Below are 26678 nucleotides of genomic sequence, written 5' to 3'. Positions count from 1 at the left end.
GTCCATCTCATTATCCTTGCGGCAGACACCCGGCTAACCTGTCCCGTAACGTTCAGCCTTTCAGGCAATGGTGTTGCTGCGGGAAACATCGGTTTTTAACGAACAGCAACGAATTTGTTAACAGGCAATCGGTGTGGGCCGGGTTCGCAGACCGTCGGGCGCATGGACGCGCCCGTCGAGGCTACAGGGAGGTATCCACGCCGAGTCGGCGAACCCGGCCCACACCGATAAGCCAGGCACTGAGCATGTAGCGACAAAATCCCACATCGATACGCCAGACATCAGGTTTTCCGCGATCTCAAACCCAACTGCAATCAGCGTAAAAACACCGGCTGCTTCTCTTCATAAGCACCGATCGCCGCATCATGCTGAAGCGTCAAACCAATCGCATCCAGACCGTTCAGCAGACAGTGACGGCGGAAGCTATCAATCTCAAAACGATACGCCTTGCTGTTCGCCCGCACCTGCTGATTCTCCAGATCGACGGTGATCTGCATCCCCGGATCGGCGGCGACCATGCGGAACAGCTCATCCACTTCGTCTTCCGCCAGCGATACCAGCAGCAGCTGATTATTGAAGGAATTGTTGGCAAAAATATCGGCAAAATCAGAACCGACAATCGCCTGAATACCATAATCGGTCAGCGCCCACGGGGCATGCTCGCGCGATGAACCGCAGCCAAAGTTTTCACGAGTCAGCATAATGCTGGCACCGCTGAACTCCGGCTTGTTCAGAATGAAATCCGGGTTATTGATCTTGCCTTCTGCATCGCTATAGCGCCAGTCGAAGAACAGATTGCGGCCGAAACCGGTACGGGTCACCATCTGCAAAAACTGCTTAGGGATAATCGCATCGGTATCGACATTGGCCAGATCCATCGGCACGGCAACGCCGGTGTGTTGAGTAAATTTCTTCGCCATATTAATTCCTTACGCCAGCTCGCGGATATCTGCAAAGTGACCGGCTACCGCCGCCGCTGCCGCCATCGCCGGGCTGACCAGGTGAGTACGTCCGCCACGCCCCTGACGACCTTCAAAGTTGCGGTTGCTGGTGGATGCGCAGCGCTCGCCCGGACTTAACCGATCGTTGTTCATCGCCAGGCACATTGAACAGCCCGGTAAGCGCCACTCAAAACCGGCATCAATAAAGATCTTATCCAGACCTTCCGCTTCGGCCTGTGCTTTTACCGGACCCGAACCCGGCACCACATAACCCTGTACGCCCTCGGCAATTTTATGGCCTTTCACTACTGCCGCCGCCGCACGCAGATCTTCAATGCGTGAGTTGGTGCAGGAGCCGATAAAGACTTTATCGATGCGCACATCGGTCAGACGAATACCGGGTTTCAAATCCATGTAGGCCAGCGCTTTCTCGGCGGAGGCGCGCTCCACCGGATCGCTGAATGAAACCGGATCGGGAATCGGGTCGCTGACGGCAATCACCTGTCCCGGGTTGGTGCCCCAGGTGACCTGTGGTGCGATATCCGCCGCTTCGAGCGTGACCACTTTATCAAAGTGCGCGCCTTCATCGGATTTCAGCGTACGCCAGTAATCCACCGCCTGCTGCCACAGATCGTCTTTTGGCGCAAAACGGCGACCCTTAACGTAGTTAAAGGTGGTGTCATCCGGCGCAACCAGACCCGCTTTCGCACCCAGTTCAATGGCCATATTGCACAGGGTCATACGACCTTCCATGCTCAGTGCTGCCACCGCCTCACCGCAGAACTCGACGACGTGGCCGTTGCCGCCACCGCTGCCGGTTTTACCGATAATCGCCAGCGCGATATCTTTAGCGGTGATCCCCGGTGCCGTTTTACCGCGAACTTCCACCTTCATGGTTTTCGCTCGCGCCTGCTTCAGCGTCTGTGTTGCCAGCACGTGTTCCACTTCGGAGGTGCCGATACCAAACGCCAGCGCGCCCAGCGCGCCGTGGGTCGAGGTGTGTGAATCGCCGCAGACGATGGTCATGCCCGGCAGAGACAGGCCCTGTTCCGGTCCCATCACGTGGACGATGCCCTGAAACTGATGGCTGAGATCGAACAGCTGTACGCCAAAGGCTTCACAGTTCTTGATCAGCATCGACATCTGAATTCGCGCCATCTCACCACTGGCGTTAATGTCCCGGCTCTGGGTAGAAACGTTGTGATCCATGGTGGCGAAGGTTTTTGACGGCTGGCGCACCGGGCGTCCGTGTGCGCGCAGGCCGTCAAAGGCCTGCGCTGACGTCACCTCATGAACGAGGTGACGATCGATATAGATCAGCGGTGTTTCATTGGGTGCTTCGTGCACGACATGCGCATCAAACAGCTTCTCGTACAGTGTTTTCATAATTATGCTTCGCGAATAAACCGGGCAATGATGTCGCCCATGTCATCGGTGCCGATAGCCTTGCCGTTGCCGGCTAAGTCACCGGTGCGATAACCTTCTTCCAGCGCACGGCTGATGGCCTGCTCAATGGCATCAGCGGCGTTACCTGCGTCCAGGCTGTAACGTAACAGCAGCGCCAGCGACAGGATTTGAGCGATTGGGTTAGCGATATTTTTACCGGCAATGTCCGGTGCTGATCCGCCCGCCGGTTCAAACAGGCCAAAGCCCTGTTCGTTGAGGCTGGCAGAGGGCAGCATGCCCATTGAGCCGGTGATCATCGCGCACTCATCTGAAAGGATGTCGCCAAACAGGTTAGAACACAGCATCACGTCGAACTGTGACGGCGCTTTGATCAGCTGCATGGTGGCGTTGTCGATATACATATGGCTCAGCTCAACGTCCGGGTAGTCCTGGGAGACTTCGGTGACGATCTGGCGCCAGAGAATTGAGGACTGCAGCACGTTGGCTTTATCGATTGAGGTCACTTTCTTACGACGCTTGCGTGCTGACTCGAAGGCGATACGCGCAATGCGTTCGATTTCGAAACGGTGATACACCTCGGTATCGAAGGCGCGTTCGTGCATACCGCTGCCTTCACGGCCTTTCGGCTGACCGAAGTAGATCCCGCCGGTCAGTTCACGTACAACCAGGATATCGAAACCTTTATCAGCAATGTCGCGGCGCAGGGGGCAGAATTCTTCCAGCCCCTGATACAGGCTGGCCGGGCGCAGGTTGCTGAACAGTTTGAAGTGTTTACGCAGCGGCAGCAGCGCGCCGCGCTCAGGCTGCTCGGCCGGGGGCAGATGTTCCCATTTCGGGCCACCCACGGAACCAAACAGGATCGCATCCGCCTGCTCGCAGCCTTTTACCGTCGCTTCCGGCAATGGAACGCCGTGCCGATCGATGGCGATGCCGCCAACGTCATATTCGCTGGCGGTAATGCGCAGGCCGAAGCGCTGGCGAATGGCTTCTAATACTTTGCCTGCCTGGGCCATGACTTCGGGTCCGATGCCGTCACCGGGTAATACAGCGAGATGATAGGTTCTGGACATGATTACACGGTTTCCTTTTGATCCTGTTGAGTCGACTTACGTTGCAGTTCCTGCTCGACCTGGCGGGCGCGCCAGATATTGTTTAGCGCATGCACCATGGCTTTAGCGGAAGATTCGACGATATCGGTCGCCAGACCGACGCCGTGGAATTTGCGTCCATTATATTTCACCACGATGTCCACCTGGCCCAGCGCGTCTTTACCGTGACCTTTTGCGGTCAGCTGATAGTTAATCAGTTCGGCGTCAAAATCGGTAATGCGGTTGATAGCCTGGTATACCGCATCGACCGGGCCGTTGCCGGTTGCGGCTTCGGTTTTCTGCTCTTCGCCGCACAACAGCTGCACGGTAGCGGTGGCGATCACGCTGGAACCGGACTGTACGTTGAAAGTATCCAGTGAGAAGAACTCTGGCTCTTCAGACTGTTTGTTGATAAACGCCATTGCTTCCAGATCGTAATCAAAGACCTGGCCTTTCTTGTCCGCCAGCGCTTTGAAGTCTTCGTACAGGGTATCCAGATTATAATCCGATTCGCTGTAGCCCATTTCTTCCATACGGTGCTTAACGGCTGCGCGACCGGAACGTGAGGTCAGGTTCAACTGTACCTGCTTCAGGCCAATGGATTCCGGGGTCAGGATCTCGTAGTTTTCACGGTTTTTCAGCACGCCGTCCTGGTGGATACCGGAGGAGTGAGCGAAGGCATTGGAACCAATTACCGCTTTATGCGCCGGGATTGGCATATTGCAAATCTGGCTGACGGTCTGGCAGGTACGGTAGATTTCCTGGTGGTTGATGCGGGTATGCACATTCATCAACTGACCGCGGGTTTTAATCGCCATGATGGTTTCTTCCAGCGCACAGTTACCTGCACGTTCGCCCAAACCGTTCATCGCACCTTCAATCTGGCGCGCACCGGCGTTGACGGCGGCCAGCGCGTTGCCAACGGCCATGCCCAGATCGTCATGGGTGTGTACGGACAGAATCGCTTTGTCGATATTTGGCACGCGTTCGCGCAGCTGGGTGAAGATGTTGGCGTATTCGTAAGGCAGGGTATAACCGACGGTATCCGGAATGTTGATGGTGGTGGCACCGGCGTTAATTGCGGCTTCCACTACGCGGCACAGATCGTCGATTGGCGTACGCCCGCCATCCTCGCATGAGAATTCCACGTCATCGGTATAATTACGCGCACGCTTCACCATCTTCACCGCACGCTCGATGACTTCCGGCAGGGTGCTGCGCAGTTTCGTGGCGATGTGCATTGGCGACGTCGCCAGGAAGGTGTGGATACGGTAGGCCTCTGCCACGCGCAGCGCTTCGTAAGCTGCGTCGATATCTTTTTCCACACAGCGTGCCAGCCCGCAGACGCGGCTGTTTTTGATTTGGCGAGCGATAGTCTGTACGGATTCAAAATCACCGGGTGAAGAAACCGGGAAGCCGACCTCCATCACATCCACGCCCATACGCTCCAGTGCCAGGGCAATCTGTAGTTTTTCTTTCACACTCAGGCTGGCCTGTAATGCCTGCTCACCATCACGCAGAGTGGTATCGAAAATAATGACTTGTTGGCTCATGGGTTAATTCCTTGTCTTGATTACGTCGGGCCTGGCCGCGAGCATAAAAAAACCCGCGCATTGGCGCGGGTTTCTTAGGTCTTGCAGGCCTGAATCAGTGATTGATTCCGCCCACTCGTCTACCGCGCAACGAAGATGCGTTTAGTAGTAGACCGAGTAGGCGGATGGAACGAATCATTGATTCAAACCTCATAAATTCAAAGTGACATTATTGATACCTGATAACGGGGCGGGCTGTCAACTTTCGCTATGGGGTTATTAGCGCGTGACCCACAATGCCTTAAGGAAAATATTCTGGCGGCTGGCTGCACTTCAGAAGAATAGCCAGCTGAAATGTGTTTTCGATCGAGAAATGACGGGCTTAACGATGATTTGCTGCGTTATTTTTATTTTTAACTGATTGATTTTAAATCTTTTTATTGGTTTTTTTGTAGTGATGGTTTGAAGTGATGCTTTCGGTTTTTTTGGATAAAAATATTATCTTTTCTTTAAAACTCAGAAGATATAACTAAAAAAAACCAACAGCCAGCGTGGCCCTCCATGTTTTTTATCCCGCTCAGTTTTAATAACAAAACGATCGCGCTGATAATTAACTAAAGTGCAGTACATTCAGCTTTTATAACGCTTTAAGTTCAGTGTTATTGTCGATAGCAGAGGCTGCGGGGCAGAGCCTTAATCATCCCTTTCCGTACCCTGTGTGTGGTTTGCCGTTTGCCTGCCAGGTTTTCTACGGTTATGGTAATCGGCATAACCTCAAACCAAAAAAATGACCAGGGTTCTGCCCTGTACCTGGATTTTGGAAATGACTTCCAATTTCTGAGCATATAAAACACGGGTTTTGATCTTATCTGACAGCGGGTTCAGCGAGTCAAAGAAAGGCTGCTTGTTGGATAACTCAGTACCTTAAAGCCTGGAGGCAAAGATGGAGATGTTGTCAGGAGCCGAGATGGTGGTCCGATCGTTAATCGATCAGGGCGTAAAACATGTATTCGGCTACCCCGGTGGAGCGGTCCTTGATATTTATGACGCTCTGCAAACCGTTGGTGGTGTTGACCATATCCTGGTCCGCCACGAGCAGGGCGCAGTGCATATGGCGGATGGTTATGCGCGCGCAACCGGCGATGTCGGTGTCGTGCTGGTGACCTCCGGCCCTGGCGCGACTAATGCGATCACTGGTATCGCTACGGCCTATATGGATTCCATTCCAATGGTTGTACTTTCCGGCCAAGTGATGTCCTCTCTGATTGGCTACGATGCCTTCCAGGAGTGCGACATGGTGGGAATTTCGCGCCCGGTTGTGAAGCACAGCTTTATGGTGAAAAGCGTTGAAGAAATTCCGACCATCATGAAGAAAGCCTTCTGGCTGGCGGCGAGCGGTCGTCCTGGCCCGGTTGTTGTCGATCTGCCGAAAGATATGATGAACCCGGCGAATAAGCTGCCTTATGTCTGGCCGGAAGAAGTCAGCATGCGTTCTTACAACCCGACAACGCAGGGTCATAAAGGCCAGATTAAACGTGCGCTGCAAACGCTATTAGCGGCGAAGCAGCCGGTGATTTATGCCGGTGGCGGCGTGATTAACGCCGCCTGTCATGATGAGCTGCGTCAGCTGGCGGAAAAACTTAACGTACCGGTTACCACCTCGCTGATGGGCCTGGGAGCCTTCCCCGGCACGCATCGCCAGTGCGTGGGCATGCTGGGCATGCACGGCACTTACGAAGCCAACATGACCATGCACCATTCCGACGTGATCTTTGCCGTTGGCGTGCGCTTCGATGACCGTACGACTAATAACCTGGCAAAATACTGCCCGAATGCCACCGTGCTGCACATTGATATCGATCCGACATCAATTTCCAAAACCGTGGCAGCGGATGTACCGATTGTCGGTGATGCGAAGCTGGTTCTGCAGCAGATGCTGGAACTGCTGGCACAAAGCGACGCGCAGCAGAACTATGACAGTCTGCGCGACTGGTGGCAGCAGGTTGACCAGTGGCGCGCGCGCCAGTGCCTGGAGTTCGATCGCACCAGCGATAAAATCAAGCCGCAGGCGGTTATCGAAACCATTTGCCGCCTGACCAAAGGTGATGCCTATGTTACCTCTGACGTGGGTCAGCACCAGATGTTTGCTGCGCTTTACTATCAGTTTGATAAACCGCGTCGCTGGATCAACTCCGGCGGTCTGGGCACGATGGGCTTCGGTCTGCCTGCCGCGCTGGGCGTGAAGCTGGCACTGCCGCAGGAAACCGTGGTGTGCGTAACCGGTGACGGCAGTATCCAGATGAATATTCAGGAGCTGTCTACCGCCCTGCAGTACGGCATTCCGGTGCTGGTGCTGAACCTCAACAACCGTTTCCTGGGCATGGTGAAGCAGTGGCAGGATATGATTTATTCTGGCCGCCACTCCCAGTCGTACATGGAATCGCTGCCTGATTTCGTTCGTCTGGCTGAAGCTTACGGCCACGTGGGCATCTCTATCAACCGTCCGGAAGAGCTGGAATCGAAGCTGGCCGAGGCGCTGGAGCAGGTGCGTAATGAGCGTCTGGTGTTTGTGGATGTGAATGTAGATGGCACCGAACACGTTTACCCGATGCATATTCGCGGTGGCGCTATGGATGAAATGTGGCTGAGCAAAACGGAGAGGACTTAATTATGCGTCGTGTATTATCGGTTCTGCTGGAAAACGAATCCGGCGCATTGTCCCGCGTGGTTGGGCTGTTTTCCCAACGCGGCTACAACATTGAAAGCCTGACGGTTGCACCGACTGACGATCCAACGCTGTCGCGCATGACGATTCAAACCGTCGGCGATGAAAAAGTGCTGGAGCAGATTGAGAAGCAGCTGCACAAACTGGTAGATGTGCTGCGCGTTAGCGAACTGGGTCAGGGCGCTTTTGTTGAGCGCGAGATCATGCTGGTGAAAATCCAGGCGACCGGTTACGGCCGCGAAGAAGTTAAACGCAGTGCGGAAATATTCCGTGGTCAGATCGTGGATGTGACGCCTTCGCTTTACACGGTTCAGCTTGCCGGCACCAGCGATAAGCTCGACGCTTTCCTCAGCACCGTGCGCGAAGTCGCGGAAATTGTTGAAGTTGCGCGTTCAGGTATCGTTGGCGTGGCACGCGGCGAGCGCATCATGCGTTAATCGTCGCTGACGATTTTACAGACAGTCTGCTAACCCGGCGTAATGCCGGGTTTTTTTATTTTTTGCTCAATTGCCCCCGCCGCTGATGAAAAGCTGTTGCCCGCTAAACTATTCTGCGGTTAGATGTTATAAACGACTTATCCATAGATGTACTGTGGCTATTGGCCGCAGATACGCGACAGAAGTGTGGGGTTATTGTGAAACTGGATGAAATTGCCCGCCTGGCCGGTGTATCACGCACGACAGCAAGCTATGTCATCAATGGCAAAGCAAAGCAGTATCGTGTCAGCGATAAAACCGTCGAGAAGGTAATGGCGGTGGTGCGTGAGCATAATTACCATCCGAACGCGGTAGCGGCGGGGCTTCGTGCCGGCCGTACCCGATCAATAGGACTGGTTATTCCTGATTTGGAGAATACCAGCTATACCCGAATAGCGAATTACCTGGAACGCCAGGCGCGTCAGCGCGGCTACCAGCTGCTGATTGCCTGTTCAGAAGATCAGCCGGATAACGAAATGCGCTGTGTGGAGCACCTGCTTCAGCGCCAGGTTGATGCGATTATCGTTTCAACCTCGCTGCCGCCGGAGCATCCGTTCTATCAGCGCTGGATCAACGATCCGTTACCGATTATTGCTCTGGACCGTGCGCTGGATCGCGAGCACTTTACCAGCGTGGTCGGTGCCGATCAGGACGATGCCCAGGCGCTGGCTGCTGAACTGCGCAAGCTGCCGGTTAAATCGGTGCTGTTCCTTGGCGCGCTGCCGGAACTGTCAGTTAGCTTCCTGCGTGAGCTGGGTTTCCGAGATGCGTGGAAGGGCGATGAACGACAGATCGATTTCGTCTATGCCAACAGCTTTGAGCGCCATGCCGCCGCTGCGCTATTTGAAAAGTATCTCGAAACGCACGACATGCCGGAGGCGCTGTTCACCACCTCTTTCGGTCTGCTGCAGGGTGTAATGGACGTGACGCTGAAATCGGAAGGACGGCTACCGCAGGATCTGGCGATCGCCACTTTCGGTGACCACGAACTGCTCGATTTCCTGGAATGCCCGGTACTGGCCGTGGGCCAGCGGCATCGCGACGTTGCGGAACGCGTTCTGGAGTTAGTATTAGCCAGCCTTGATGAGCCGCGTAAACCGAAACCCGGCCTGACGCGTATTCGGCGTAATCTTTATCGTCGCGGGCGTTTAAATCGTAAAGCGCTCTAACTATTCAGAGAGAAAAAGGCAGCTAAGGCTGCCTTTTTGATATCCATGCATTTACTCTGAGTTACTCTCTGAGGGCGTAGCATAAGATGGCAAATTTATCTTGTATTTGAGATTCATCTTATAGGTATTTAGTAAATATAAGTAAATGAGACAAAAAATTTTGCACCGCTGATTAAATAAGCTAGCGAATAATAATAATTCTGTGAACGTTCGATGCTGTCAGCTGCGCCATGCCTGCACCGTACTGGGAAAAGCCTCGGAAATACCCTAAAATGCAGCCCGCGTCGCAAAGCTGAGCACTTATTTCCTTTTATCTCTGAGTGGTATATTTTTGAGCAATTTAAATGGCCGGGCAAATTTCCTGCCACTATTCATTAGTTTATTCTCCGGTGCTCTCTTCAGGTGGTTTGTTTTTAACTTCTCCGCATTTTATTCCTCTGAGAAATAATGCCTTTCTGCCATGACTGCGGCTTGACAATGTTTTCCTTCGCTCCGTAAACTCTTTTAGTGGGAATTTGTGGTGTAAAGTGGTGTTTTGGGGTAACTGGAGGGGCAGACTGGCATGTTCCGCGGGGCAACGTTAGTTAATCTCGACAGCAAAGGTCGGCTTGCCGTACCAACGCGTTATCGCGATACGCTGATCGAGGAGTCTCAGGGGCAAATGGTTTGTACCATTGACCTCCACCAGCCATGCCTACTGCTTTACACGCTGCCCGAATGGGAAATTATCGAACAAAAGCTGTCTCGTTTATCCAGCATGATCCCGGCAGAGCGGCGCGTGCAGCGCCTGTTACTGGGGCATGCCAGTGAATGCCAGATGGACAGTGCAGGTCGCTTGTTGTTGGCGAACACCCTTCGTCAACACGCGGGCCTGACTAAAGAAGTGATGCTGGTTGGGCAGTTCAACAAGTTTGAGCTGTGGGATGAACAGACCTGGTATCAACAAGTCAAGGATGATATAGACGCAGAGCATTCCTCTCAGCAGCCTTTGTCTGAGCGGTTGCAGGATTTGTCGTTATAGCTATGCAGGATACTTTTAATCACACCACGGTGCTGTTGGATGAGGCGGTTAACGGCCTCAATATTAAATCTGACGGCATCTATATTGATGGCACCTTCGGGCGCGGCGGGCACTCACGCCTGATCCTCTCCCGCTTAGGCGATCATGGACGTCTTTATGCTATCGACCGCGATCCGCAAGCTATAGCAGCCGCTGCTGAGATTACCGATCCGCGTTTTAGCATTATTCATGGCCCTTTTTCAGCGTTGGCAGAGTACATGGCCGAGCGTGGGCTGAGCGGCAAGATCGATGGAATTTTGCTCGATCTGGGTGTTTCCTCCCCGCAGCTGGATGATGCGGAGCGCGGTTTTTCGTTTATGCGTGATGGACCGCTGGATATGCGTATGGACCCAACGCGCGGGCAATCAGCAGCAGAATGGCTGCTGCAGGCCGACGAGAGCGATATCGCTTTCGTGTTGAAAACCTTTGGTGAAGAGCGCTTTGCCAAACGCATCGCTCGGGCGATCGTAGAACGCAATCGCGTGGAGCCGATGACCCGAACAAAAGAACTGGCCGATGTGATTTATGCCGCAACGCCGGTGAAAGATAAGTTCAAGCATCCGGCAACGCGCAGCTTCCAGGCGATCCGCATATGGGTTAACAGCGAGCTGGAAGAGATTGAACAGGCGCTAAAAGGTGCGCTTAGCGCGCTGGCACCGGGTGGACGGCTGTCGATTATCAGCTTCCACTCACTGGAAGACCGTATCGTGAAGCGTTTTATGCGCGAGCAGAGTCGCGGACCTCAGGTGCCACACGGCCTGCCAATGACCGAAGCGCAGCTTAGCAGCCTTGGCGGTCGTCAGCTGAAAGCGCTGGGCAAAATGATGCCGGGTGAGGCGGAGACCGCTGAAAACCCACGTGCGCGCAGTTCCGTACTGCGTATTGCGGAGAGAACAGCGTCATGATCGGCAATGAGCGTCACAGTTTACCCGGCGTTATCGGTGGTGACCTGTTACGCCACGGTAAGATCCCGCTGATCCTGCTGATTTCGGTGCTGGTCTCATCGGTACTGGTGGTGACGACCGCACACAAAACGCGTCTGCTTACCGCTCAGCGCGAGCAGCTGGTTCTGGAACGTGACGCGCTGGATATTGAATGGCGCAACCTGATCCTTGAAGAGAATGCGCTGGGCGATCACAGTCGTGTGGAGCGGATAGCAACAGAGAAACTTCAACTGCAGCACGTTGATCCTTCTCAAGAAAATATTGTGGTACAGCAATAAGGAAACACGGACTCAATGAGAGCCGCAGGCAAAACGCAGAAACTGAAACGCACGGAAGATAAGGCCAGCTTCGTTAGCTGGCGTTTTGCGTTGCTGTGCGGCGGTATTTTTCTGGCGTTAGTCGGACTGCTGCTGCGTGTTGCCTATTTGCAGGTGATCAATCCGGACCGGCTGGTGCGCGAAGGGGATATGCGTTCCCTGCGCGTGCAGGCGATCCCCACGTCTCGCGGCATGATCAGCGATCGCGCCGGGCGTCCGCTGGCGGTTAGCGTGCCGGTCAATGCCATTTGGGCTGACCCGAAAGAGCTGCACGATAAGGGCGGTATTACACTCGATAGCCGCTGGAAAGCGCTTTCAGATGCACTATCCATTCCTCTCGATCAATTGGCAACGCGCGTTAACGCGAATCCCAATGGGCGTTTTGTCTATCTGGCACGCCAGGTCAATCCAGCGATTGGCGATTACATCAAAAAACTCAAGCTTCCTGGTATCTATCTGCGCGAAGAGTCCCGCCGTTACTACCCGGCAGGGCAGGTGACTTCCCATTTGATTGGTTTTACCAATATTGATGGCCAGGGCATTGAGGGTGTTGAAAAAAGTTTTGATAAATGGCTGACTGGCCAGCCCGGTGAGCGGACGGTGCGTAAAGACCGCAATGGACGAGTGATTGAAGATATCTCCTCCGTAGATAGCCAGGCTGCGCATAACCTCGCGTTGAGTATCGACGAGCGTCTGCAGGCGCTGGTGTACCGCGAGCTGAACAACGCGGTGGCGTTTAACAAGGCCGAATCAGGTACTGCGGTGCTGGTTGATGTGAACACCGGCGAAGTCCTGGCGATGGCCAACAGCCCGGCATATAACCCGAATAACCTTTCCGGCACCACCAAAGATGTGATGCGTAACAGGGCGATTACCGACATCTTCGAACCGGGTTCCACGGTGAAGCCGATGGTGGTGATGACCGCGCTGCAGCGTGGTGTGGTGCGTGAAAACAGCGTACTGAATACGATCCCTTACCGAATTAACGGCCACGAAATCAAAGACGTGGCGCGTTACAGTGAACTCACCCTGACCGGGGTGCTCCAGAAGTCGTCTAACGTTGGGGTTTCTCGCCTTGCGTTGGCGATGCCATCCAATGCGCTGGTAGATACTTACGCGCGCTTTGGTTTTGGCAAAGCGACCAATTTGGGGTTGGTCGGAGAAAGCAGTGGCTTATATCCTCAAAAACAACGGTGGTCTGACATAGAGAGGGCCACCTTCTCTTACGGCTACGGGCTGATGGTAACGCCGTTACAGTTAGCGCGAGTCTATGCAACCATCGGCAGCTACGGCGTGTATCGCCCGCTGTCGATCACCAAAGTTGACCCCCCTGTGGCGGGTCAACGCGTCTTCCCGGAACAAATCGTTCGCACCGTGGTGCATATGATGGAGAGCGTGGCTCTGCCGGGCGGCGGCGGCGTTAAAGCTGCCGTTAAAGGCTACCGTATTGCGATTAAAACCGGTACGGCGAAAAAAGTCGGTCCGGACGGCAAATACGTCAATAAATACATTGCTTATACCGCCGGTGTGGCACCGGCAAGCAACCCTCGTTTTGCGCTGGTGGTGGTGATTAACGATCCGCAGGCCGGCAAATATTACGGTGGTGCGGTTTCTGCACCGGTATTTGGCGCCATCATGGGCGGCGTACTGCGCACCATGAACGTTGAACCGGATGCGCTACCGACCAGTGACAAAAACGAGATGGTAACTAATAAGAGTGAGGGATCGCGTGACCGATCGTAATCTGCACGACTTACTGGCACCCTGGGTGACTGGTTTGCCCGCGCGCACGCTGAATGAAATGACACTGGACAGCCGCGTGGCGGCTTCCGGCGATCTCTTTGTCGCGATTAAAGGACATGCGGTTGATGGCCGCCGTTTTATCCCCCAGGCGATAGCCCAGGGCGTTGCGGCGGTAATTGCTGACGCCGATGGTGAAGCCGAAGATGGCAGCGTTGTGGAAATGCACGGCGTGCCGGTGATTTACCTGTCGCAGCTTTCCCAGCGCCTGTCTGCGCTGGCCGGGCGCTTCTATCAGCAGCCGGGTGAAAAGTTAAAGCTCATCGGCGTGACCGGAACCAACGGAAAAACCACCACGACACAGCTGTTGGCACAGTGGGCACAGCTGCTGGGCGAAACCGGCGCGGTGATGGGAACTGTAGGTAATGGCCTTTACGGTCAGCTGGCCGCAGCGGAAAATACCACCGGCTCAGCGGTTGATGTTCAGCATCAGCTGGCGTCGCTACTGGAAAAAGGCGCGACGCTGGCGGCAATGGAAATTTCTTCTCACGGTCTGGTGCAGCATCGCGTTGCCGCGCTGCCGTTTGCCGCAGCGGCATTTACCAACCTGAGCCGCGATCACCTCGACTATCACGGTGATATGGCCCGCTACGAAGCAGCAAAATGGCTGCTTTTCTCCGAGCATCAGGTGGGTGAAGCCATCATTAATGCCGATGATGAAGTTGGCCGCCGCTGGCTGCAACAGCTACCTGATGCTGTTGCCGTGACCATGGAAAATAATTTGCAGTCTGACTGCCACGGGCGCTGGTTAAAAGCGACCGAGGTGCAGTATCACGACGGCGGCGCGAGCGTGAAGTTTGCCTCCAGTTGGGGCAACGGTGAATTTGAAAGCCGCCTGATGGGAGCCTTTAACGTCAGCAACCTGCTGGTGGCGCTGGCGACTCTTCTGGCATTGGATTATCCACTGGCCGCGTTGACCGCAACCGCAAACCAGCTACAGCCGGTGACCGGGCGTATGGAAGTGTTCACTGCGCCGGGCAAACCGACGGTGGTGGTGGATTATGCTCACACCCCTGATGCGCTGGAAAAAGCACTGGCTGCGGCCCGCCTGCATTGTAAAGGCAAACTGTGGTGCGTGTTCGGCTGCGGCGGCGACCGTGACAAAGGCAAGCGTCCTTTGATGGGGGCTATCGCCGAGCAGTTTGCCGATGTGGTGGTGATCACCGATGACAATCCGCGCAGTGAAGATCCGGCGGCAATTGTGGCCGATGTGCTTACCGGCCTGCTGGACCCGAGCCGTGCTCGCGTTGTTCTTGGTCGTGCGCAAGCGGTCACTAACGCCGTGATGCAGGCGCAGGAAGGTGACATCGTGCTGGTGGCGGGTAAAGGCCACGAAGATTATCAAATCATCGGCCAGCAGCGTTTTGATTATTCCGACCGGGTCACCGTCGCGCGGCTGCTGGGGGTGGTGGCATGATCGCCTTTAGCCTCAAGCAACTGGCAGACATCACCGGAGGAACGCTGTTCGGTAACGATGCCACCATCGACGCGGTGACTACCGACACCCGGAAAATTACCGCCGGTTGCCTGTTTATTGCGCTGAAGGGTGAACGCTTCGATGCGCATGACTTCGCCGAGGATGCGGTTAAAGCCGGTTCTTCAGCACTGTTGGTGAGTAAGCGCTTACCAGTAGAGATCGCACAGGTCGTGGTTGCCGATACCCGCCTTGCGCTTGGCCGTATTGCAGGCTGGGTGCGTCAGCAGTCTTCTGCCCGCGTGGTGGCGCTGACCGGCTCCTCCGGTAAAACCTCCGTTAAAGAGATGACCGCCGCGATCCTGCGCGAATGCGGCGAAACGCTCTACACCGCGGGCAATCTGAATAACGACATCGGCGTGCCGTTGACGCTGCTGCGCCTGACGGCGGAACATCAGTATGCAGTGATTGAACTGGGTGCGAACCACCAGGGCGAGATCGACTACACCACCGAATTAACCCGCCCTGAAGCCGCGCTGGTCAATAATCTGGCCGCAGCGCATCTGGAAGGCTTTGGCTCCCTTGCCGGAGTAGCAAAAGCTAAAGGCGAAATCTTCAACGGGCTGCCGCTGCACGGCACCGCCATTATCAACAGCGACAGCAATGACTGGCCGCACTGGCAGCCGTCGCTTCAGGGCAAAACCGTCTGGCGTTTTTCGCCGGAGCAGCAGGCCGACAGCGATTTTTATGCCAGCAAGGTGAGTTTCAGCACTCGCGGAACGCTCTTCGTGCTGCATACGCCGCAGGGAGAGATCGATATCACCCTGCCGCTGCCGGGCCGTCACAATATTGCCAACGCGCTGGCCGCCGCTGCGCTGGCCTTGTCGGTAGGCGCGCCGCTCAGTGCCATTCGTCAGGGATTGAGTTCGCTGCAGGCCGTTCCGGGTCGTCTGTTCCCGATTGTGCTTGATGACGATCGGCTGTTGCTGGACGACAGTTACAACGCCAACGTCGGATCAATGACGGCGGCCGCACAGGTGCTGGGTGAAATGCCTGGCTACCGTGTGATGATCGTCGGTGACATGGGTGAGTTGGGGGCGGAAGCCGCCGAATGCCATCGTCAGGTCGGTGAAGCGATTCGCCTGGCCGGGATTGATAAAGTTTTAAGTACAGGCAGCCTCAGCCATGACATCAGTGATGCCAGCGGCGTTGGGGAGCATTTCAGTGATAAGGCATTACTTAGCGCTCGCGCGCTGGCGCTGCTTTCTGAACATCAAAAGATAACCGTATTAGTCAAAGGATCGCGTAGTTCTGCAATGGAGCAGATCGTACGTACCTTACAGGAGAAAGGCGCATGTTAGTCTGGCTGGCCGAGCATTTGGTCTCTTTATATTCTGGCTTTAACGTCTTTTCCTATCTGACGTTTCGCGCCATTGTCAGCCTGCTGACCGCACTGTTTATCTCGCTGTGGATGGGGCCGCGTATGATTGCCCGCCTGCAGGAAATGTCATTTGGTCAGGTCGTGCGTAATGATGGCCCGGAGTCGCACTTCAGCAAGCGCGGCACGCCGACCATGGGCGGGATTATGATCCTGACCTCGATCACCATTTCCGTTCTGCTGTGGGCGTATCCTTCTAACCCTTACGTCTGGTGCGTGCTGTTTGTGCTGGTGGGTTACGGCATCGTCGGCTTTGTGGATGATTACCGTAAGGTGGTACGTAAAGATACCAAGGGGCTGATCGCTCGCTGGAAATACTTCTGGCAGTCAGTGATTGCTCTGGGAGTTGCCTTTGCCATGTACGCGATCGGCAAAGACACGCCCGCCACTCAACTGGTTGTGCCGTTCTTTAAAGACGTGATGCCGCAGCTGGGTCTGCTCTATCTGCTGCTGACCTACTTTGTGATTGTCGGCACCAGTAACGCCGTTAACCTGACCGATGGCCTGGATGGCCTGGCCATTATGCCAACGGTGTTTGTTGCCGCAGGCTTTGCCTTAGTTGCCTGGGCCACCGGTAACGTGAAATTTGCTGAGTATCTGCATATTCCTTATCTGCGCCATGCCGGTGAGCTGGTGATTGTCTGTACCGCTATTGTCGGTGCCGGGCTTGGATTCCTGTGGTTTAACACTTACCCGGCTCAGGTCTTTATGGGCGATGTCGGCTCGCTGGCCCTCGGCGGTGCGCTTGGGACTATCGCCGTGCTGCTGCGTCAGGAATTCCTGCTGGTGATTATGGGCGGCGTGTTCGTGGTTGAAACCCTGTCCGTTATCCTTCAGGTCGGCTCGTTTAAATTACGCGGCCAGCGTATTTTCCGTATGGCACCGATTCATCACCATTACGAACTGAAGGGCTGGCCGGAGCCGCGCGTGATTGTGCGCTTCTGGATTATTTCACTGATGCTGGTGCTGATTGGCCTGGCAACGCTGAAGGTACGTTAATCATGGCTGACTATCAGGGTAAAAAAGTTGTCATCATCGGGCTGGGCCTGACCGGCCTTTCCTGTGTTGATTTCTTTTTAGCGCGTGGCGTGACGCCGCGCGTGATGGATACCCGTGTCGTTCCGCCTGGGCTGGAAAAACTCCCGGCGGCGGTTGAATGCTGGCTGGGGTCGCTGAACGACAGCTGGCTTCTGGACGCTGACCTGATAGTCGCCAGCCCGGGAATGGCGCTGGCGCATCCTGCGCTGATGGATGCAGCGGAAGCGGGCGTTGAAATTGTCGGTGATATCGAACTGTTCTGCCGCGAGGCTCAGGCACCGATTGTCGCCATTACCGGCTCTAACGGTAAAAGCACCGTCACCACGCTGGTCGGCGAAATGGCCGAGGCCGCAGGCTGGCAGGTGGGTGTTGGCGGCAATATCGGCCTGCCGGCGCTGATGCTGCTGGATAAACCGGCGCAGCTGTACGTACTGGAGCTTTCCAGCTTCCAGTTGGAAACCACAAGCAGTCTGCACGCGGCGGCGGCAACGATCCTCAACGTGACTGAAGATCATATGGACCGCTACCCGCTCGGCATGCAGCAGTATCGTGCGGCTAAGTTACGAATTTATGAAAACGCTGCGGTATGCGTGGTCAACGCGGATGACGCTATGACCATGCCGGTACGCGGTGCAGACCAGCGCTGTGTCAGCTTCGGCGTGGACGTTGGTGACTACCATCTTAATCGCCAGCAGGGCAGTACCTGGCTGCGGGTTAAAGGTGAGAAGGTGCTGAATACTGCGGAAATGAACCTGACGGGCCAGCATAACTACACCAATGCGCTGGCCGCGCTGGCGCTGGCGGATGCCGCTGGCCTGCCGCGTGCGACCAGCCTGAAAGCACTGACGACCTTTGCCGGGCTGGCGCATCGCTTCCAGCTGGTGCGTGAAAATAACGGTGTGCGCTGGATTAACGACTCTAAAGCCACCAACGTCGGCAGTACCGAGGCGGCGCTGAATGGTTTACAGGTTGCTGGCACGCTCTGGCTGCTGCTGGGCGGGGACGGCAAGTCCGCCGATTTCAGTTCGCTGACCCGGTTCCTGCAGGGCGATAACATTCGCGTTTACTGCTTTGGTCGTGATGGTGCTGAGCTGGCGGCGCTGCGGCCTGAAATTTCCGTACAAACAAACACGATGGCTGAAGCGATGGCGCAGATTGCCGCTCAGGTGAAATCGGGCGATATGGTGCTGCTGTCACCCGCCTGTGCCAGCCTCGATCAGTTCAAAAACTTTGAGCAGCGCGGCGACCTGTTTGCCCAGCTGGCACAGGAGATGGGCTGATGCGATTACCCGGTCTGAGCCTTGCTGGTGGCATTTCCGATCGCCTGAAGGGCTGGGTGATGGGATCGCGCGAAAGCGATACCAACTCAATGGTGCTGTACGACCGAACGCTGCTGTGGCTGACCTTTGGCCTGGCGATTATCGGCTTTGTGATGGTGACGTCAGCATCCATGCCGGTGGGGCAGCGCCTCTCAGACGATCCGTTTTATTTCGCCAAGCGTGATGCGTTCTATATTGCACTGGCGTTCGGCATGTCGCTGGTCACGCTACGGGTGCCAATGGCCTTCTGGCAGCGCTACAGCAATATCATGCTGATGGTGACGATTTTTATGCTGTTGGTGGTACTGGTGGTGGGAAGCTCGGTGAACGGTGCATCGCGCTGGATTGCCCTCGGGCCGCTGCGTATTCAGCCTGCGGAGCTGTCAAAGCTGTCCCTGTTTTGCTATCTGGCCAGCTATCTGGTGCGCAAAGTTGAAGAGGTTCGCCATAACTTCTGGGGCTTCTGTAAGCCAATGGGCGTGATGGTGGTGCTGGCCGTGCTGCTGCTGGCGCAGCCTGACCTGGGAACCGTGGTGGTGCTCTTTGTTACTACGTTGGCGATGCTGTTCCTTGCGGGAGCGAAGTTATGGCAGTTCCTGGCGATCATCGGCTCCGGGATTTTTGCCGTTTGCCTGCTGATTGTAGCGGAACCGTATCGTATGCGACGCGTCACATCGTTCTGGAACCCGTGGGAAGATCCGTTTGGTAGCGGCTACCAGTTAACCCAGTCGTTGATGGCTTTTGGTCGCGGAGAATTCTGGGGCCAGGGTCTTGGGAACTCGGTGCAAAAACTGGAATATTTACCCGAGGCGCATACCGATTTTATCTTCTCGATTATTGGGGAAGAACTGGGTTATATCGGTGTGGTTTTCGCGTTGTTAATGGTATTCTTCGTCGCTTTTCGCGCGATGTCCATCGGGCGCAAGGCGTTAGAGATCGATCAGCGATTTGCGGGCTTTCTGGCGTGTTCAATCGGCGTCTGGTTCAGCTTCCAGGCTCTGGTTAACGTTGGCGCTGCGGCGGGTATGTTACCGACCAAAGGCCTGACGCTGCCGCTGATCAGTTACGGTGGATCGAGTCTGATTATTATGTCGACCGCCATCGTGTTGTTGTTACGTATTGATTATGAAACGCGTCTGGCAAAAGCCCAGGCGTTTACGCGAGGTTAGTCGATGAGTGGAAAGCGACTGATGGTGATGGCCGGTGGAACCGGGGGGCACGTTTTCCCCGGGCTGGCAGTTGCGCACCATCTGATGGCACAGGGCTGGCAGGTGCGCTGGCTGGGAACCGCAGATCGAATGGAAGCGGACCTGGTGCCAAAACACGGAATCGACATCGAGTTTATCCGCATTAGCGGACTGCGCGGTAAAGGTATCAAGGCGCAGCTGGCTGCTCCGCTTCGGATCTTTAACGCCTGGCGCCAGGCGCGGGCGATAATGAAAAGCTGGCAGCCGGATGTGGTGCTGGGAATGGGCGGTTATGTTTCCGGTCCTGGCGGTCTGGCGGCATGGAGCTGCGGTATTCCGATCGTGTTGCATGAGCAAAATGGTATTGCCGGGCTGACCAACAAGTGGCTGGCAAAAATTGCCAAAAAAGTGATGCAGGCGTTCCCGGGGGCGTTTCCGAATGCGGAAGTTGTCGGTAACCCGGTGCGTACCGACGTGCTGGCGCTGCCGTTACCGGCAGAACGTCTGACCGGTCGCGATGGCCCGGTGCGAGTACTGGTGATCGGCGGCAGTCAGGGTGCGCGCGTACTGAATCAGACTCTGCCACAGGTGGCTGCGATCCTGGGCGACAGCATTACATTGTGGCATCAGGTCGGGAAGGGCGCGCTGGACAGCGTTAATCAGGCTTATGCACAGGTGGGGCAGACCCAGCATAAAGTCACCGAATTTATTGATGACATGGCCGCAGCCTATGCCTGGGCGGACGTTGTGGTATGTCGCTCCGGTGCGTTAACCGTCAGCGAAGTCGCGGCGGCAGGATTACCGGCGATTTTCGTTCCGTTCCAGCATAAAGATCGCCAGCAGTACTGGAACGCGCTACCGCTTGAGCAGGCCGGTGCCGCAAAAATTTATGAGCAGCCGCAGTTTACCGCTGAAACGGTTGCCTCAACGCTGGCAGGCTGGGATCGCGCAACGCTGCTGCAGATGGCCGAAAAGGCCCGCGCCGTTGCCATCCCGGATGCTACAGAGCGCGTCGCTGCTGAAGTCAGCAAAGCGGCGCTGTAAACACTATTTGCAGAGTCGGGATTACCCGACTCAAAGAAACACAGGTGTGGCAAAGAAGAGATGAATACACAACAACTGGCAAAACTGCGTTCTATCGTGCCCGAGATGCGTCGCGTCCGGCACATCCATTTTGTTGGCATCGGTGGTGCCGGCATGGGCGGTATTGCCGAAGTGTTGGCGAATGAAGGTTATGAAATCAGCGGCTCCGACCTGGCACCGAATGCGGTGACCCAGCATCTGAGCACGCTGGGCGCAACGATCTATTTCAACCACCGCCCGGAAAACGTTAGCGACGCCAGCGTGGTGGTGGTGTCGACTGCGGTGGCACAGGATAACCCGGAAGTGGTGGCTGCCCGTGAAGCACGTATCCCGGTGATCCGCCGCGCAGAGATGCTGGCCGAACTGATGCGTTTCCGTCACGGCATTGCAATCGCCGGAACTCACGGGAAAACCACTACGACGGCGATGGTTTCCAGCATTTATGCCGAAGGCGGACTGGACCCGACATTCGTAAACGGTGGGTTGGTTAAAGCCGCGGGCACCCATGCTCGTCTGGGCAGCAGCCGTTACCTGATCGCTGAAGCGGATGAGAGTGATGCGTCATTCCTCCATCTGCAGCCGATGGTGGCGATTGTTACCAATATCGAAGCCGATCATATGGATACGTACCAGGGCGACTTTGAGAACCTAAAGCAGACGTTTATCAACTTCCTGCACAACCTGCCGTTTTACGGCCGTGCGGTGCTGTGTATCGATGACGCCGTAATTCGCGATCTACTGCCGCGCGTCGGGCGTCAGATCACTACCTATGGCTTCAGCGATGATGCTGATGTGCGGGTTGAAAATTACGAACAGCGTGGCGCACAGGGCATTTTCACGCTGGTTCGCCACGATAAGCCGCTCATGCACGTCACGCTGAACGCGCCGGGCCGCCATAACGCGCTGAATGCCGCTGCTGCCGTGGCGGTTGCCACAGAAGAAGGCATTGAGGATGAAGATATTCTCAGCGCGCTGGAAAGCTTCCAGGGCACCGGACGTCGCTTTGACTTCCTCGGCGAATACCCGCTGGCAGAAGCCAATGGTCAGGCGGGTACGGCGATGCTGGTTGATGACTATGGACATCATCCGACCGAAGTTGACGTTACGATTAAGGCCGCACGCGCGGGCTGGCCGGACAAAAACCTGGTGATGATTTTCCAGCCGCATCGCTACACGCGTACTCGCGATCTGTATGACGATTTCGCTAACGTGCTGTCGCAGGTCGATGTATTGCTGATGCTGGACGTCTATTCTGCCGGTGAAACCGCCATTCCCGGGGCCGATAGCCGGTCACTGTGCCGCACGATTCGCGGCCGCGGCAAAGTAGACCCGATTCTGGTTTCCGATCATGACGCCGTACTGGAAACTCTGCTGCCGAAGCTTTCCGGCAATGATTTGATTCTGGTGCAGGGCGCAGGAAACGTTGGGCGTATTGCCCGCAAACTGGCAGAGCTGAAGTTACAACCGCAGACGAAAGAAGAGGAATATCATGGCTGATAAAGTAGCGGTATTGCTGGGTGGAACGTCCGCAGAGCGTGACGTATCTCTGTTATCAGGTGCGGCCGTGCTGGCCGGACTGCAAGAAGCGGGCGTGGATGCACATCCGGTAGATATTCGCGATGTTCCTGTACTGAGCCTGAAAGAACAGGGCTTCACCAAAGCCTTTATTGCTCTACACGGTCGCGGTGGCGAAGACGGCACGCTGCAAGGGGTTCTGGAGTTCCTGAATATTCCTTACACCGGCAGTGGCGTGATGGCATCAGCGATTACCATGGACAAGCTGCGCAGTAAGTTCCTCTGGCAGGGCTGTGGGCTGCCGGTTTCGCCGTATGTGGCGTTAACCCGCAAGCAGATGGATGCCGGTATCGACGGTGAGGTCGCTGACAGCATCGCTGCCCTCGGTATGCCGCTGTTTGTGAAGCCAAGCCGTGAAGGTTCCAGCGTGGGGATTTCCCGCGTGAACCATGCTTCTCAGCTGCATGCAGCGCTGGTGGAAGCTTTCCGCCACGATGACGAAGTGCTGGTTGAAGCCTTCCTCAGCGGTCCGGAATACACCGTTGCGGTGATCGGCGACCAGATTATGCCATCTATTCGAATTCAGGCAGCCAGCGAATTTTATGATTATCAGGCGAAGTACATTTCTGATGATACGCAATATTTCTGCCCGTCAGGGTTAAACGATGAGCAGGAAGCAGAGCTGAGCCAACTGGTGATCGCCGCATGGCGCGCGCTGGGATGCAGCGGCTGGGGCCGTGTTGACGTGATGATGGGCGGTGACGGTCGTTTTTACCTGCTTGAGGTGAACACCTCGCCAGGGATGACCAGCCACAGTCTGGTACCGATGGCGGCTAAGCAGGCGGGCCTGAGCTTCTCACAGCTGGTAGTACGTATTCTGGAACTGGCCGACTGATATGTCTCAGGCGGCGTTAAACGTTCGAAACCGCGAAGCGCAGGAGAAAGCGCGAACCGGGCGTAGCAATGGCTCACGCCTGGCCGGGATACTGTTTTTGCTGATGGTTATCGGCACCATGCTGGCCGGCGGTTTTGTCGTATTGAAGTGGATGAACGATGCATCAAGACTGCCGTTATCGAAGCTGGTAGTAACGGGGCAAACCCACTACACCAGGAACGATGATATTCGTCAGGCGATTTTATCGCTTGGCGAACCCGGCACCTTTATGTCGCAGGACGTGGACATCATCCAGCAGCAGATCGAACGTTTGCCGTGGATACAACAGGTGAGCGTGCGCAAGCAGTGGCCGGACGAATTAAAGATTCATCTGGTTGAGTATGTTCCGGTTGCACGGTGGAATGATGTGCACATGGTTGATGCCGACGGGAAATCGTTCAGCGTTCCGGCCAGCCATCAGGATAAAGAAGTGTTACCGCTGCTGTATGGCCCGGAAGGGAGCGAAACGGAAGTGTTGACCGGCTACCACCAGATGCGGGATGTACTGGCGGCGAGCAAGTTTAAGTTAAAGGCTGCGTCAATGACCGCACGTCGATCATGGCAGCTGGTGTTAGATGATGATACCCGCCTGGAGCTGGGGCGTAGCGAAGATATGAAGCGGTTAAAACGCTTTATCGATCTCTACCCGACTCTGCAACAGCAGGGCCAGGCGGAAAACAAGCGTATCAGCTACGTGGACCTGCGTTATGACTCTGGCGCGGCAGTAGGATGGACACCCGAACTCATTACTAGCGCTGAAAGTCATCAGCAACAGAATCAGGTACAGGCTAAACAACAATGATCAAGTCGACGGACAGAAAACTGGTAGTTGGACTCGAGATAGGCACCGCGAAGGTTGCCGCCCTGGTAGGAGAAGTCCTGCCCGATGGCATGGTCAATATTATCGGGGTGGGCAGCTGCCCGTCTCGCGGCATGGATAAAGGTGGCGTTAACGACCTGGAATCGGTAGTGAAGTGCGTTCAGCGCGCTATCGACCAGGCTGAGCTAATGGCAGATTGTCAGATTTCTTCGGTTTATCTGGCGCTGTCGGGCAAACATATCAGCTGCCAGAACGAAATAGGGATGGTTCCTATTTCAGAAGAGGAAGTAACCCAGGAAGATGTGGAAAACGTGGTTCACACTGCGAAATCCGTCCGTGTTCGTGATGAACACCGCATCCTCCATGTTATTCCGCAAGAATACGCGATCGACTATCAGGAAGGGATCAAAAACCCGGTTGGATTATCCGGCGTGCGCATGCAGGCAAAAGTGCATCTGATCACCTGCCACAACGATATGGCGAAGAACATCGTCAAAGCGGTAGAACGCTGTGGCCTGAAAGTAGATCAGCTGATTTTTGCCGGGCTGGCCTCAAGTTTTGCTGTGTTGACCGAAGACGAACGTGAACTGGGCGTCTGCGTGGTGGATGTCGGCGGTGGCACGATGGACATCGCGGTTTATACCGGCGGCGCGCTGCGTCACACCAAAGTTATTCCTTATGCGGGTAACGTGGTAACCAGCGATATCGCTTATGCTTTTGGTACGCCGCCAACGGATGCCGAGGCGATTAAAGTCCGTCACGGTTGTGCGCTTGGTTCTATCGTTGGCAAAGATGAAAACGTTGAAGTGCCGAGCGTGGGTGGCCGACCACCGCGCAGCCTGCAGCGTCAGACGCTGGCTGAGGTTATCGAGCCGCGTTACACCGAGCTGCTGAATCTCGTCAACGACGAGATCCTGCAATTGCAGGAACAGCTTCGCCAGCAGGGCGTTAAACATCACCTCGCGGCCGGTATCGTTCTGACCGGCGGCGCGGCGCAGATTGAAGGATTGGCGGCTTGCGCCCAGCGTGTTTTCCACACGCAGGTGCGTATCGGACAGCCGCTAAACATCACAGGATTAACGGATTACGCGCAGGAGCCTTACTACTCAACGGCGGTTGGCTTACTGCACTACGGAAAAGAATCTCACCTCAGCGGTGAAGCAGAAGTAGAAAAAAGAGCCTCAGTGGGTAACTGGTTCAAGAGAATCAACAGCTGGCTGAGAAAAGAGTTTTAATTTTTACCATAGAGATCATGCTAGTCTTATTAGTATTAGTGATCTCCAGGCGAACAGGCACATAAACGGAGAGAAATTATGTTTGAACCTATGGAATTAACCAATGACGCGGTGATTAAAGTCATCGGCGTCGGCGGCGGCGGTGGTAATGCCGTAGAGCATATGGTGCGTGAACGTATCGAAGGCGTTGAGTTCTTCGCGGTAAATACAGATGCTCAGGCCCTGCGCAAAACCGCAGTCGGCCAGACAATCCAGATTGGTAACGGAATTACCAAAGGTCTGGGCGCGGGTGCAAACCCGGAAGTCGGCCGTAACTCTGCCGAAGAAGATCGTGAAGCACTGCGTCAGGCACTGGATGGTGCGGACATGGTGTTTATCGCTGCCGGTATGGGCGGTGGTACCGGAACAGGTGCTGCGCCTGTTGTTGCCGAAGTGGCGAAAGAGCTGGGCATCCTGACCGTTGCCGTGGTGACCAAGCCATTTAATTTCGAAGGCAAAAAACGCATGGCGTTTGCCGAGCAGGGTATTGCCGAGCTGTCTAAGCACGTCGATTCACTGATCACTATCCCGAACGACAAGCTGCTGAAAGTTCTGGGCCGCGGAATTTCCCTGCTTGATGCATTTGGTGCGGCTAACGACGTACTGAAAGGCGCCGTGCAGGGTATTGCGGAACTGATCACCCGACCGGGTCTGATGAACGTTGACTTTGCTGACGTGCGTACCGTGATGTCCGAAATGGGCTATGCGATGATGGGTTCCGGCGTGGCTTGCGGTGAAGATCGTGCGGAAGAAGCAGCAGAAATGGCGATCTCCAGCCCGCTGCTGGAAGATATCGACTTGTCTGGTGCACGCGGCGTGTTGGTTAACATTACCGCTGGCTTCGATCTGCGTCTCGACGAATTCGAAACCGTGGGTAACACCATCCGTGCCTTCGCATCCGACAATGCTACCGTAGTTATCGGTACATCACTGGATCCGGAAATGAACGACGAACTGCGCGTCACCGTGGTGGCAACCGGTATCGGCATGGACAAACGTCCAGAAATCACGCTGGTGACTAACAAGCAGTCTTCTCAGCCTGTAATGGACCATCGTTACCAGCAGCACGGTATGTCACCGCTGCCGCAGGAACAGAAACCTGCTGCAAAAGTGGTTAACGATCAAAGTCCTCAGACCAACAAAGAGCCAGATTACCTGGATATTCCGGCCTTCCTGCGTAAGCAGGCGGATTAAGAA

23 protein-coding genes are annotated in these 26678 nt (G+C 55.4%); 18 read left to right on the top strand and 5 right to left on the bottom strand.

Translation table 11 applies throughout. The features are described 5' to 3' along the window. Positions 1 to 314 precede the first annotated feature (314 nt). From leuD to leuL, 5 genes are all read right to left on the bottom strand, one after another. Positions 315 to 920 (bottom strand): 3-isopropylmalate dehydratase small subunit, encoded by a 606-nt coding sequence (leuD, locus tag IBT47_RS23835; protein ID WP_200563476.1) that lies wholly within the window; start codon positions 918 to 920, stop codon positions 315 to 317. 9 nt (positions 921 to 929) lie between these two features. Then, a complete protein-coding gene (gene leuC / locus IBT47_RS23830) occupies positions 930 to 2330 on the bottom strand; it encodes a 3-isopropylmalate dehydratase large subunit (RefSeq protein ID WP_172606671.1) in 1401 nt (466 codons plus the stop codon). Further along, positions 2330 to 3418 carry a 3-isopropylmalate dehydrogenase gene (leuB, locus tag IBT47_RS23825; RefSeq protein WP_200563474.1) on the bottom strand — a complete coding sequence of 363 codons (1089 nt, stop codon included), beginning with the start codon at positions 3416 to 3418 and terminating at the stop codon, positions 2330 to 2332. The genes leuC and leuB overlap by 1 nt, the downstream gene beginning before the upstream one ends. 2 nt (positions 3419 to 3420) lie before the next feature. After that, the gene (leuA, locus tag IBT47_RS23820; protein WP_105595339.1) at positions 3421 to 4989 is read right to left on the bottom strand and encodes a 2-isopropylmalate synthase; all 1569 of its coding nucleotides are present in this window, start codon (positions 4987 to 4989) and stop codon (positions 3421 to 3423) included. 94 nt (positions 4990 to 5083) lie between these two features. Then, positions 5084 to 5167, bottom strand: a complete 84-nt coding sequence (gene leuL, locus IBT47_RS27395; RefSeq protein ID WP_105595400.1) for a leu operon leader peptide — start codon at positions 5165 to 5167, stop codon at positions 5084 to 5086. 744 nt (positions 5168 to 5911) lie between these two features. Between leuL and ilvI the strand changes: the two genes are divergently transcribed. From ilvI to ftsZ, 18 genes are all read left to right on the top strand, one after another. Then, positions 5912 to 7636 carry an acetolactate synthase 3 large subunit gene (gene ilvI, locus IBT47_RS23810; protein WP_200545171.1) on the top strand — a complete coding sequence of 575 codons (1725 nt, stop codon included), beginning with the start codon at positions 5912 to 5914 and terminating at the stop codon, positions 7634 to 7636. A gap of 2 nt (positions 7637 to 7638) precedes the next feature. Continuing rightward, positions 7639 to 8130, top strand: coding sequence for an acetolactate synthase small subunit (gene ilvN / locus IBT47_RS23805; RefSeq protein ID WP_105595341.1), 492 nt, complete (start codon positions 7639 to 7641; stop codon positions 8128 to 8130). A 197-nt stretch (positions 8131 to 8327) separates the two neighbouring features. Further along, positions 8328 to 9338, top strand: coding sequence for a catabolite repressor/activator (cra, locus tag IBT47_RS23800; RefSeq protein WP_105595342.1), 1011 nt, complete (start codon positions 8328 to 8330; stop codon positions 9336 to 9338). Positions 9339 to 9900: 562 nt separating this feature from the next. Continuing rightward, positions 9901 to 10359: a division/cell wall cluster transcriptional repressor MraZ gene (mraZ, locus tag IBT47_RS23795; RefSeq protein WP_105595343.1), complete on the top strand. Its 459-nt coding sequence runs from the start codon at positions 9901 to 9903 to the stop codon at positions 10357 to 10359. Positions 10360 to 10361: 2 nt separating this feature from the next. After that, positions 10362 to 11303: a 16S rRNA (cytosine(1402)-N(4))-methyltransferase RsmH gene (gene rsmH / locus IBT47_RS23790; RefSeq protein WP_105595344.1), complete on the top strand. Its 942-nt coding sequence runs from the start codon at positions 10362 to 10364 to the stop codon at positions 11301 to 11303. After that, positions 11300 to 11620: a cell division protein FtsL gene (gene ftsL / locus IBT47_RS23785; RefSeq protein WP_105595345.1), complete on the top strand. Its 321-nt coding sequence runs from the start codon at positions 11300 to 11302 to the stop codon at positions 11618 to 11620. The genes rsmH and ftsL overlap by 4 nt, the downstream gene beginning before the upstream one ends. A gap of 15 nt (positions 11621 to 11635) precedes the next feature. Further along, complete coding sequence (locus IBT47_RS23780; protein ID WP_105595346.1) at positions 11636 to 13402, top strand: peptidoglycan glycosyltransferase FtsI; 1767 nt, start codon at positions 11636 to 11638, stop codon at positions 13400 to 13402. Next, positions 13389 to 14876, top strand: a complete 1488-nt coding sequence (gene murE, locus IBT47_RS23775; protein ID WP_105595347.1) for a UDP-N-acetylmuramoyl-L-alanyl-D-glutamate--2,6-diaminopimelate ligase — start codon at positions 13389 to 13391, stop codon at positions 14874 to 14876. Before IBT47_RS23780 ends, murE begins: the two co-directional genes overlap by 14 nt. Continuing rightward, the gene (gene murF, locus IBT47_RS23770; protein WP_200563472.1) at positions 14873 to 16234 is read left to right on the top strand and encodes a UDP-N-acetylmuramoyl-tripeptide--D-alanyl-D-alanine ligase; all 1362 of its coding nucleotides are present in this window, start codon (positions 14873 to 14875) and stop codon (positions 16232 to 16234) included. Before murE ends, murF begins: the two co-directional genes overlap by 4 nt. Continuing rightward, positions 16228 to 17310, top strand: a complete 1083-nt coding sequence (gene mraY, locus IBT47_RS23765) for a phospho-N-acetylmuramoyl-pentapeptide-transferase (RefSeq protein ID WP_105595349.1) — start codon at positions 16228 to 16230, stop codon at positions 17308 to 17310. The genes murF and mraY overlap by 7 nt, the downstream gene beginning before the upstream one ends. Positions 17311 to 17312: 2 nt before the next feature. Next, positions 17313 to 18629 (top strand): UDP-N-acetylmuramoyl-L-alanine--D-glutamate ligase, encoded by a 1317-nt coding sequence (gene murD, locus IBT47_RS23760; protein WP_200563470.1) that lies wholly within the window; start codon positions 17313 to 17315, stop codon positions 18627 to 18629. Next, entirely contained in the window at positions 18629 to 19837 is a 1209-nt protein-coding gene (gene ftsW / locus IBT47_RS23755) for a cell division protein FtsW (protein ID WP_105595351.1), read from the top strand. Before murD ends, ftsW begins: the two co-directional genes overlap by 1 nt. Before the next feature lie 3 nt (positions 19838 to 19840). Beyond that, entirely contained in the window at positions 19841 to 20899 is a 1059-nt protein-coding gene (murG, locus tag IBT47_RS23750) for an undecaprenyldiphospho-muramoylpentapeptide beta-N-acetylglucosaminyltransferase (protein WP_200563468.1), read from the top strand. A gap of 60 nt (positions 20900 to 20959) precedes the next feature. Next, entirely contained in the window at positions 20960 to 22435 is a 1476-nt protein-coding gene (gene murC / locus IBT47_RS23745) for a UDP-N-acetylmuramate--L-alanine ligase (protein WP_200563466.1), read from the top strand. After that, positions 22428 to 23348 (top strand): D-alanine--D-alanine ligase, encoded by a 921-nt coding sequence (locus tag IBT47_RS23740; RefSeq protein WP_200563464.1) that lies wholly within the window; start codon positions 22428 to 22430, stop codon positions 23346 to 23348. Before murC ends, IBT47_RS23740 begins: the two co-directional genes overlap by 8 nt. A 1-nt stretch (position 23349) precedes the next feature. Further along, positions 23350 to 24189, top strand: a complete 840-nt coding sequence (ftsQ, locus tag IBT47_RS23735) for a cell division protein FtsQ (RefSeq protein WP_105595355.1) — start codon at positions 23350 to 23352, stop codon at positions 24187 to 24189. After that, the gene (gene ftsA, locus IBT47_RS23730; RefSeq protein ID WP_105595356.1) at positions 24186 to 25442 is read left to right on the top strand and encodes a cell division protein FtsA; all 1257 of its coding nucleotides are present in this window, start codon (positions 24186 to 24188) and stop codon (positions 25440 to 25442) included. The genes ftsQ and ftsA overlap by 4 nt, the downstream gene beginning before the upstream one ends. 78 nt (positions 25443 to 25520) lie before the next feature. Then, positions 25521 to 26675: a cell division protein FtsZ gene (gene ftsZ / locus IBT47_RS23725; RefSeq protein WP_105595357.1), complete on the top strand. Its 1155-nt coding sequence runs from the start codon at positions 25521 to 25523 to the stop codon at positions 26673 to 26675. Positions 26676 to 26678 lie beyond the last annotated feature (3 nt).

Source organism: Erwinia sp. S43 (assembly GCF_016624745.1).
GTDB lineage: Bacteria > Pseudomonadota > Gammaproteobacteria > Enterobacterales > Enterobacteriaceae > Erwinia > Erwinia coffeiphila.
The sequence above is the reverse complement of the archived record's forward strand: the minus strand, read 5'-3'. Positions and strand labels throughout refer to the sequence as shown.

What these genes read in the sequence shown, in the direction of transcription:
- leuD (WP_200563476.1), bottom strand. Translation starts at nt 920, where the DNA reads ATGGCGAAGAAATTTACTCAACACACCGGCGTTGCCGTGCCGATGGAT.
- leuB (WP_200563474.1), bottom strand. Translation starts at nt 3,418, where the DNA reads ATGTCCAGAACCTATCATCTCGCTGTATTACCCGGTGACGGCATCGGA.
- leuA (WP_105595339.1), bottom strand. Translation starts at nt 4,989, where the DNA reads ATGAGCCAACAAGTCATTATTTTCGATACCACTCTGCGTGATGGTGAG.
- leuL (WP_105595400.1), bottom strand. Translation starts at nt 5,167, where the DNA reads ATGATTCGTTCCATCCGCCTACTCGGTCTACTACTAAACGCATCTTCG.
- ilvI (WP_200545171.1), top strand. Translation starts at nt 5,912, where the DNA reads ATGGAGATGTTGTCAGGAGCCGAGATGGTGGTCCGATCGTTAATCGAT.
- ilvN (WP_105595341.1), top strand. Translation starts at nt 7,639, where the DNA reads ATGCGTCGTGTATTATCGGTTCTGCTGGAAAACGAATCCGGCGCATTG.
- mraZ (WP_105595343.1), top strand. Translation starts at nt 9,901, where the DNA reads ATGTTCCGCGGGGCAACGTTAGTTAATCTCGACAGCAAAGGTCGGCTT.
- rsmH (WP_105595344.1), top strand. Translation starts at nt 10,362, where the DNA reads ATGCAGGATACTTTTAATCACACCACGGTGCTGTTGGATGAGGCGGTT.
- ftsL (WP_105595345.1), top strand. Translation starts at nt 11,300, where the DNA reads ATGATCGGCAATGAGCGTCACAGTTTACCCGGCGTTATCGGTGGTGAC.
- IBT47_RS23780 (WP_105595346.1), top strand. Translation starts at nt 11,636, where the DNA reads ATGAGAGCCGCAGGCAAAACGCAGAAACTGAAACGCACGGAAGATAAG.
- murF (WP_200563472.1), top strand. Translation starts at nt 14,873, where the DNA reads ATGATCGCCTTTAGCCTCAAGCAACTGGCAGACATCACCGGAGGAACG.
- mraY (WP_105595349.1), top strand. Translation starts at nt 16,228, where the DNA reads ATGTTAGTCTGGCTGGCCGAGCATTTGGTCTCTTTATATTCTGGCTTT.
- murD (WP_200563470.1), top strand. Translation starts at nt 17,313, where the DNA reads ATGGCTGACTATCAGGGTAAAAAAGTTGTCATCATCGGGCTGGGCCTG.
- ftsW (WP_105595351.1), top strand. Translation starts at nt 18,629, where the DNA reads ATGCGATTACCCGGTCTGAGCCTTGCTGGTGGCATTTCCGATCGCCTG.
- murG (WP_200563468.1), top strand. Translation starts at nt 19,841, where the DNA reads ATGAGTGGAAAGCGACTGATGGTGATGGCCGGTGGAACCGGGGGGCAC.
- murC (WP_200563466.1), top strand. Translation starts at nt 20,960, where the DNA reads ATGAATACACAACAACTGGCAAAACTGCGTTCTATCGTGCCCGAGATG.
- IBT47_RS23740 (WP_200563464.1), top strand. Translation starts at nt 22,428, where the DNA reads ATGGCTGATAAAGTAGCGGTATTGCTGGGTGGAACGTCCGCAGAGCGT.
- ftsQ (WP_105595355.1), top strand. Translation starts at nt 23,350, where the DNA reads ATGTCTCAGGCGGCGTTAAACGTTCGAAACCGCGAAGCGCAGGAGAAA.
- ftsA (WP_105595356.1), top strand. Translation starts at nt 24,186, where the DNA reads ATGATCAAGTCGACGGACAGAAAACTGGTAGTTGGACTCGAGATAGGC.
- ftsZ (WP_105595357.1), top strand. Translation starts at nt 25,521, where the DNA reads ATGTTTGAACCTATGGAATTAACCAATGACGCGGTGATTAAAGTCATC.